General features: G+C 37.2%; 6 protein-coding genes. 2 read left to right on the top strand and 4 right to left on the bottom strand.

Annotated features, from left to right (window positions below; genetic code table 11):
- Positions 1-586 precede the first annotated feature (586 nt).
- Positions 587-1,726, bottom strand: coding sequence for an RNA-guided endonuclease TnpB family protein (locus EUBHAL_RS07475; RefSeq protein WP_005347379.1), 1,140 nt, complete (start codon positions 1,724-1,726; stop codon positions 587-589).
- 80 nt (positions 1,727-1,806) lie between these two features.
- Here EUBHAL_RS07475 and tnpA point away from each other — a divergent pair, with 80 nt between their 5' ends.
- On the top strand, positions 1,807-2,211 hold the full coding sequence (gene tnpA, locus EUBHAL_RS07470; protein WP_005347378.1) for an IS200/IS605 family transposase: 405 nt from the start codon (positions 1,807-1,809) through the stop codon (positions 2,209-2,211).
- Between the two features lie 305 nt (positions 2,212-2,516).
- Here tnpA and EUBHAL_RS07465 read toward each other — a convergent pair whose 3' ends face one another.
- From EUBHAL_RS07465 to EUBHAL_RS07455, 3 genes are all read right to left on the bottom strand, one after another.
- Positions 2,517-3,317, bottom strand: coding sequence for a helix-turn-helix transcriptional regulator (locus tag EUBHAL_RS07465; protein ID WP_044922541.1), 801 nt, complete (start codon positions 3,315-3,317; stop codon positions 2,517-2,519).
- A gap of 351 nt (positions 3,318-3,668) precedes the next feature.
- Complete coding sequence (locus EUBHAL_RS07460; protein WP_005347373.1) at positions 3,669-5,066, bottom strand: MFS transporter; 1,398 nt, start codon at positions 5,064-5,066, stop codon at positions 3,669-3,671.
- Between the two features lie 167 nt (positions 5,067-5,233).
- Positions 5,234-8,272, bottom strand: coding sequence for a glycoside hydrolase family 2 TIM barrel-domain containing protein (locus EUBHAL_RS07455; protein WP_005347370.1), 3,039 nt, complete (start codon positions 8,270-8,272; stop codon positions 5,234-5,236).
- Between the two features lie 205 nt (positions 8,273-8,477).
- On the opposite strand from EUBHAL_RS07455, the gene EUBHAL_RS07450 reads away from it, so the two are divergent.
- On the top strand, positions 8,478-9,341 hold the full coding sequence (locus EUBHAL_RS07450) for an AraC family transcriptional regulator (RefSeq protein WP_005347368.1): 864 nt from the start codon (positions 8,478-8,480) through the stop codon (positions 9,339-9,341).
- The last annotated feature ends 278 nt before the right edge of the window (positions 9,342-9,619 follow it).

Raw genomic sequence — 9,619 nt, 5'->3', positions numbered from 1 at the left:
GTAATATCTTTCTTTTTCTTAGTTGATTTTTTTCCTGCTCTGGCATATAATGAACGTAGCTAAGGAAACTGGTAAATTCCCATAGGCAAAACGAAAACCCTCAGAGCGGCAACTCTGAGGGTTTTCTTGTTCGTTACGGTGAACTACTCCGTTTAGGCTGTGGCTGCCTATTTATCCCTATCCAGCCATTTGCATATGTAGTAGCTAACTACTCCTGCTATGACAGAGATAAGAAAACTGGTAAATACTTCTCCCATAGGAATTCACCTCCTTTCTGCTGGAGGTTCGGCAGCTTAGGTATTATATCACATATCTTCACTTTACAGAATAATTTTTATGTTTTATTTATACTCAATTCATTTAGCATACTCAATCTATTGTTGGTGATACTCTATTTTAAAAGGAGTATCATTACATGATTTCATATCAACCATTCTGTCAACTACCCACGACCTAAAGGTCATGGGCTTGTAACTGCCCAGTCGTACTAACGGCTTACACCTCCGACCTTTAATCCCCGATAGATATTGCTATCTAAAGTGGCGTTACATCATAGGGTGGTTGACAGCACCCTTTGTAGCAGAGTTTACTCTGTTACAACTGTATTAGGTACTTGGCTATCTGCAAGATAGTCTATTCCCATACGATACAGATTCATAGCTCCAATGCGGTCATCATTAGATTTGTAACCACAGTTTTTACAAGTAAACAGGTGTATCTTCTTATTGCGGTTAGACTTTTCAACGTGCCCACAACAAGGGCAGCACTGACTTGTATAGCGAGGGTCTACCTTAATAACAGAAGACTGATTCTGTTTTGCTTTGTAGATTAGTTTTTGTTCAAGGTCATAGAAAGACCATGATACAGAAACATAACGGTCTTTTGTTTTAACACGTTCTGCAGCATTACGAATACCTGACAGATCTTCCAATACAAAGAGAGTGTGCTTTGGGTTATTTTTAACGAGTGCCTTTGACACCTGATGGTTAATATCCCGCATCCAACGGTTTTCTCGCCCACCAATAGCTTTTATCCTTCGTCTTGAAGATGCTGTCCGTCGCATTTGGAGTTCTTTACGAAGTTTGGAATAATTAGCACGTTTTTGCTTTATAGCCTTACCGCTAACAAATCCAGACTTGTGTTTGCTGTCATAAGTGGCAACAACAAAGTTAATACCTCTATCTATGCCCACAACATTACAGATGTCAGAAATATTACTTTCTTCGACATCATAGGTTACTGGTATGTGAAGATAATACTTACCATGCTTATTTACAAGCTTAGCTGTACCAAACTTATAGATCGTATGGTCGAAATACTTAGACATTCCATCTGCAAAATAAGATAACTTCACACGACCATTCAGCGTATTGATTGAAAAGCGGTTTTGTGTTAAGGAATAATCTCTGTTCCAGACCAGATCATACTGAGGCTTTTTGAACGAGGGTTTAATCCATTCATTTTGATTCTCTAGAATGGTCTTATATCTGGCGATAACGGTCTTCAAAACAGACTGAGCCATTTGCGATTTAAGACCAAACTTTTCCCGTAAAGTAGAATACAAAACCTTATTAAGTGAAAACTGCTTTAAGTCGTGAGTATGGAATACATAGTCTGAAACATAATTGCAGGCATTACGATAAACAGACATCGTTTCATCAAGCAAAACTTTATCCGTTTCCGTTGCGACTATTTGAATTTTAGCTGTAATAGTTATCTGTTCCATAGATGTACTCCTTTCGTAGATATTTCACTAAATATATTATATAATAACAATTGGTGAAAATCAATGTTTTGAGGTGAATTATGGATAATAGATACAATCGTCATAACAGACGGAAATACAACCTTAAAGTACATATAGTTCTAGTAACCAAATATCGTAAACAATTACTCAAAGATTCTATCGCTGATGATGTTAAACAAAAGATTTTCGATATTGCTAATGCTTATGGCTACGAAATTATTGCTATAGAAACCGACAAAGATCATATACATTTCTTATTAAGTTACGATACAACAGATAAAGTTTGCGATATTGTCAAAATTGTAAAGCAAGAAACAACGTATTATTTATGGCACAAATATGGTTCGCTTCTATCTAAACAGTATTGGAAGAAGAAGATATTTTGGTCAGACGGATATTTTGCTTGTAGCATTGGAGAAGTATCTTCAGCCACTATACAAAAATATATTGAGAATCAGGGTTAGCGACTAAAGATTTACAAGGCTCCTCCCACCACCTAAAGGTAGTGGGAGGAGCCTATGGCAAACAAAAGGATTTTATTTATGAAAATGTATTTTTATCTTCTCCTTTTGGAATTTCATAAGAAGAAAGCAAAATTTCCTGTTCTATTTCCGTGATAAGGAAAAGATGTGGAGATGCATGACGTTTCCCATTAATTTCATAATAACTCTCTTCAACCTACAAATATTTTTATATTATATCATCCACACATGAAATCAAATACATAGCACTGTAAAATCAAAGTAAATATTTCGATTAACAGAACCTTTTATGACAACATCTCTTTCACACAAGTACTTCGATAATCACTTGGTGATATTTTATATCTTTCTTTAAATACTCGGTTAAACGTTCTCTGACTTTCAAATCCACTATCCAGACAAATATTTGTAATAGAATCACTCGTATTTTCCAAACGATGGCATGCATAGTTCAGCCTTGCATCGTTAAGATATTTATTAAAGTTTCTATGGAATGTCTTGGAAAAGAGTCTGGATAAAACATATTTGCTCACGCCCAGGTCTTTTGCCATCTCTTCCAACGAAAACTTCTTCTTGAAATTTGCTGATATATAGGAAACTGTCTGGTAAATAAGATCGTTGCTCCCCACACTGCTCTTTTCTACCAAATTTAATTTTCCTATGCAGCGTGCCAACACAATTTGAAGATATGCCTGTGCAACAGTAATATCCGACCGTTCTGTCTCTAAAATTGCATTTATAACCCTATATACCTCCGGTTCAACCTTTTCCGCTTTGATGATTGGGTATTCAGGAGCCATGGATTGCATGATATCTGCAAATTTGGCTATCGTAAATGGCGATGCAATCAGATAAGTCGCTTTATTTACACCGGGTGTCAGTACCTGATAGTGATGAATAACATCTGGAAATACAAAGCCTATATCTCCTTTTTCCATATGGTATAGTTCCTGTCCGACACCAAGTTCTAATGATCCACTTGTTACACAAACGATCTCCAGTGCATTATGAAGATGTGGTTCAATATGTTTTGACTTCCTATTTATTGCTATAATCTCCTCTTTTGTGTCAACATATTTTAACTGCATGAAATACTCCCCTTTGCAACATTTGTCTATATCTTCTTTCGATTTGGCAAGCAATCCTTTTACACCTATCTTATAATCAACTTGTAAATAAGGAAAGGAGGAATTGCAAATGAGCAACCTAAAAAAACATCTGAATGACCTTTTAGTATTCTACACTGAATATTTTGAGCATCCTTACCATGTATAAATACTAAAAGGGCTATTTTGTGAAAACTGAATATTTTCTTAAGGCCATTTCACAAAAATGAAGTGGTCCTTTTTTATTTTCAAAATACAGTTCTATCACTTTATATATAGAAAAAAGCACTGTCTCATCGAGCAACGACCAGACAACGCTTTCTCCTGTCAATTCTAATTTATGTCTAATGCATCTGTTACTTCATCTGCAGCAATTCCTTTTTCTGCTCTCAGTTTTTTATTTGCATCTTCTACATTCATTCTTGAAAGTACAAACATAATCAATACATCAAAGATTAACGGAAGCCAAAGATACATGAACTGCATCATATCAAGTGCAGACTGTGGCTGAGTTACATTTGTTCCGACATATCCACTGAACTCAAGCATCCATCCAACAACAGCGGTTCCAATACCCCCACCGATTTTTACACCAAGAGAAGTACAAGAGTACATCGTTCCGTCAATTCTCTTTCCCTGCGTAAGATAAGTGTATTCAGAGCAAGATGCGATAACTGCATTCATATCTCCCTGCCATGGTCCCTGACCTAAGGCTGCAAGAGCTGTAAATGCCATCATCAGCGGAACACTGCCCATATATCCGGCAACAACAACAAGTGCTCTACCGATGACTGCTAAGACGTAACCTCTTAAGTTCAGTTTATACATACCTTTCCACTTACCAACTAATGTCGGTGTGAAAATCAGGGCAATGATCAGTGGAATATTTACTGCCCATGCAAATTGTCCAAACAAATTCTTATTTTTCAGTACCCATGTCATGTAATAAATGCCAGCTCCAATCATGGCACCATATAACTGCTGTAAAATATATGTTCCACAAATCATCATGTAATATTTGTTTTTGACAAGAAGCTTGAATGCCTGTACCATTCCATACTTTTCATTATCATTCTTTACTTCTCCTTCATTAAGTTCTTCCTCCGGAAGTTCCTTAACAGAAAGTGCTGAAATCGTATTTACGACCAGACCAATGATTGCATAGATAATAGCAACCGTTCTCCATGCCGCAGCATCTCCACCACATTTATCTACAAATCCAACTGTAATCGCCTGAATCAGAAGACTTGTTGAAAATGCAAAAATAAAACGGTAAGATCCCATCTGTACACGCTCTTTGCTGTTCTTTGTAATCAGTGACGTAAGTGCTGAATAAGCAATATTGTTTGCTGTATAAAACCCACCATTTAACAGTGTATAAGAAATAAAGAACCATGCATATTTAGCCGTTGTTCCCAAACTCACCGGTATTGCAAAGCAGCCGACCAGCGTAATGGCACAACCAATATATCCGTATAGCATCCAGGGTTTCGCTTTTCCCATTTTACTGTGTGTTTTGTCAATCATTGATCCAAAAAATATATCCGTAAAACCATCAAATAGTTTTGATACGGCAATCAGGGTACCCACGACACCTGCAGCAAGTCCTACCGAGTCCGTCAGATAGACCATCATAAAAGATGTCAGGAACGCATAGACTACATTACCTGCAATATCACCTGATCCGTATCCAATTTTGTTATACCATTTCAAATACTTTTTTTCTTCCATCGAATTTCTTTGCTCCTCATCTTCATCGCACTTAGAATCTCAATATGGCTAACCGTATGATATCTAATTCTGTTTTTTTCTCCGATTTTGTCTGATTGCTCTGTATATCCGGACTTTACATTACAATCAGACTCTCTTTCCTTGTTTACGGGTTACATGAAACTTTATTATCCCTTTACATACGGTATCAGTGTAAACTGAAACCGGAATAATACATCATCAAATCGGTACTGCTCCAATACAACTGGACCACAACTATTAGAACCAATGCCATTTAATGCGTAGTCAACACAGAATACTACACTATCTGATTCTATTAATTCATAATTATGCGTTTTCTTCTCAAGTTCTTCCTGTGTATAATAAGAAGCATTGAATGAAAATGCCTTTTCTGCGGATGCCACAATTCCATATCGGCTGTTGTTAATCTCTACATATTCACAATCATAATGGCTTCCATTTTCCTGTGGACGGATATAGTCCTCATGTAAATCCCCTACATCTGCCCGGTACAAACCGTGGCTCGCAGCCTGATGTTTATCACAATAACTTTCCTGTGGTCCCATTCCAAAGTATCTTACAGCTGAAAGTTTTTTATCCAGGAACATCCTCACACCAAATCTCGGAAGATCCGGGAATTCATCGTCTTTTGTTACTGCAATATCTGCATCAATCTTTCCAGCAGCTTCTATTTTCCATGTAATCGTCACATCAAGAATCTTCTGTACTGTCTCTGCCACAACGGAAGCATGGCTTGTAATCTTCACACCATGTTTTCCCTGCACAACCTCTGTCGTATAGGCTCTTGTGTAAGCCTTATCATAGTGGGCTTTCTTCCATTCAGACTTGATGTACATATCGTTATCTGTTGGAGCTCTCCAAATATTTAATTCCATCGGATGGTTCAAGTATTCCCGCCCTGCGAATTTCATCTCTGTAAAGAGTGCAGTACGTTTGTCTATGGTATAAGCAAATTCACGCCCCTTGATATGAATCTGTGTATCATTTTCATTTACCTGTAATTCAGAGTCCACTACTGTTTTTGGTATCCATTTCTCTGCAAGTTTACATTTTGTATCCTCTTTACTTACCTCAATTTCATCAAATCCAAGAATATGGTCTTCATCCAACAGTGGCAATTCTTTTTTCAGATGGTAAATAAGTTTTAAATAACATTTCCCATTCTCTGGAACATTGATCTTCAGGTTTGTTTTTCCTTCCCCGTGTGGTGCCACAGAAAACTCCGGAAGTATGCCTTTGCTGATCACAAGACCATCCTGTGTCAGCTCATAACTAATCTTCACATAATCTTTCAAGTCATCAAAATCCATGTAGTTATGAAGCACCAGTTCTCCGCTTTCTTTGTTATAGGAAATAACTCTTGCTGGGCGATAAACATTCTTGTATTCCAAAAGTCCTGTATGTACCGTTCTGTCCGGATATACTAATCCATCCATACAGAAGTTGCCATCATGAATTTCTTCGCCATGGTCGCCCCCATAAGCATATATAGTCTTTCCATTCTCAGCAGTTCCATGAGCAATCGCATGGTCACACCATTCCCAGACAAAGCCGCCACACATTTTATCATTATCCTGAATCATCTGGAAGTAATCTTCAAAATCTCCAGGTCCGTTTCCCATGCTGTGACAGTACTCTACCAAAAGGAAGGGTTTGCTTCCATCTTTATCCAGATATTCCTGAATTTCAGAAAGTGCTGGGTACATCCGGCTGTACACATCCAGATTGCTGTAATCATATGTTTCATCATAATTACGGTATCTTGCACTCTCATATTGTGTGATACGGTCTGGATCAAAATTCTTTGTCCATTCCAGTGCTTTTTCAAAGTTGCAGCCATAAGCACTCTCATTTCCCATTGACCACATAACAATACAGAAACGGTTTTTGTCACGTTCCACCATGAGTTTTACGCGATCAACGATTGCCTCTTCCCATACCGGATCATCTGCAATCTTCTCATTCCATCGTTTGAACCGATTGTAATCAGTGTCTTCTTTTCTGTAGATCATAAATGGACCATGAGCTTCAATATCTGCTTCATCTATTACCATGAATCCATACTTGTCACACATTTCATAGAAAAATGGTGCGTTCGGATAGTGGCTGGAACGGATCGCATTAAAATTATGCTGCTTCATTAACGTAAGATCGGTTGTAATCTGTTCCGGATTGATTGTAAATCCAGTAACCGGATCAGAATCATGTCGATTGACACCACGGAATTTGATCTTCTGTCCATTTAAATAAATAACCTGGTCTTTAATCTCTATCTTTCTTAATGCAATGTGATCTACAATTACTTCATTCTCTGTTTCAAGAATCAGTTTATATAGATATGGATTTTCTGTATTCCAAAGTTCCGGACTTGCGATTTCTAATACAGCTGTTCCTTCTTCAGCAATACTTCCTAGTGCTACAACTGCTCCGTTTCTATCTTCAATCGAAATTTTTACATTTAACGGAGAGTAGAATTTCATTTCAATTTCTACTTTCGCAAGCATATCCTCAATTCTTGTTTTAATATGATAATCACTGATTGCCTGTTTTGGGCGTTTCAAAATGTACACATCCCGGAAAATACCACTCATACGGAATTTGTCCTGATCTTCCAAATAGGAACCATCACACCACTTCATCACCAACACTGCCACCGTATTCTTTCCATCCTGAAGTACATCGGTAACATCAAACTCACTGGTCATATGCGAAACCTGGCTGTATCCTATGTAAGAGCCATTGATCCATACGTAAAAGCAACTGTCTACTCCTTCAAAGTTCAAAAAAGATTTTGGCGCTTTCTCATCTCTACTGTACTCAAAAGTATGTACATAGGCTCCACACGGAATGTCCTGTGGCACATATGGTGGATCAAACGGAAATGGATACCGGATGTTTGTATACTGGTGTGTATCATATCCAGCCATCTGCCATACACTTGGAACCTGAATCTCATCAAAATTTTCTGTATCATAATTCTTCTCAAAGAAAGAATCCTGAATGTCATAGATGCTGTTAAAATACTGGAATTTCCAAGTTCCATTCAATAACTGCATACGATCTGACTCTTCTCTGTGTTCCACCAAGTTATCCATTCTTCTGGATGCCGGAATATAATAGGCTCTGGCTGGCATTGTGTTTTCATGCAGTACGCTTAGATTTTCATAATAACGTGGTACGATCATAAATAGCTCTCCTCCAATACATATACTTTTTTGTTCTTTGTTTTCCTAAAGCAAACCTTATACTTTACTTTTTGTTTGCGTTCCTTAGTTATGCTATATATATATATAGCTTATCCTAATTCGCAAAATATGTCTATGAATTGGATTAGACAAAATATGCACTAAATGATACAATGATAAAAAGTACGAAAAGAGGTGCTGTCCTATGTATTTGAACACCGGTTATTTGAACCACTCACATATAGATTTCAAAGACAAAAGTCGTCCGCTGATTGTCGGTAGCTGTGGTACTTACCGTCTTTCCAGACATCCCAAACTTCCGACCTACCGTCCAAGGGGTCGTCTGGATTATCAGATTATATATATCACTGCTGGTTGTGGGCATTTTCATTTTGATAATGTAAATAATGAAATGATTGTTCCAGCCGGCAACATTGTACTGTACAGACCGAAAGAACTCCAAAAATATGAATATTACGGAGAAGATAAGACAGAAGTATACTGGATTCACTTCACAGGAAGCAATGTGAAAAATATCTTACGTCAATATGGGTTTCCGGATAAAGAACGTGTCTTTCAAGTGGGTACATCTAATGAATATGAACAAATTTTCAAACGTATCATTATCGAGCTCCAACGCTGTCAAGACAATTATGAGGAAATGCTTGTCCTTTTGCTACGTCATCTTCTGATCAGCTTCCACCGGGAACTGACAAGAGAGCACATATTAAAAAATGAATATCTTGATCATGAGATGGATAATGCTGTTACCTTTTTCAGTGAAAACTACAATCAAAATATCAATATTAATGATTATGCTACCTCACGAGGCATGAGTGTCAGCTGGTTTATCCGAAATTTCAAAAAATATACCGGTTCTACACCAATGCAATTCATTGTGGGAATCCGCATCAACAATGCTCAGATGTTACTTGAAACAACAACTTATTCCATCAATGAGATTTCTAAGATTGTCGGATATGATAACCAGCTTTATTTCAGTCGGCTTTTTCACAAGTTGAAAGGATATTCGCCGAGAGAATACCGAAAGCTGAGAAACAAATTCTGAAATCCACAAAGAGGATACCACCGAATTATCAAAACAATGATTTGTAATATCCTCTTCTCACTTTTGCTATTCTTATTTTACAAACTCAGCCGAATAATAATACATATACTCATTATCTGTATCTATGTATAATCAGTACCTCCTGTATTTTGAATATTTATCTCTTCATATACTCTGTACTGGCAGATGCAAAATCGGACATCGTTTTCCGAAATTTAGCGAATTATCTTAATTTTACAGTTTCCATATGTGTTATCACTGAACCATGGAGTTTATAT

The sequence above is a fragment of the Anaerobutyricum hallii DSM 3353 genome (assembly GCF_000173975.1).
In the GTDB taxonomy this organism is placed as follows: Bacteria; Bacillota; Clostridia; order Lachnospirales; family Lachnospiraceae; genus Anaerobutyricum; species Anaerobutyricum hallii.
Note: the sequence above shows the minus strand (reverse complement) of the source record. Positions and strands in the feature narration are given on the sequence as shown.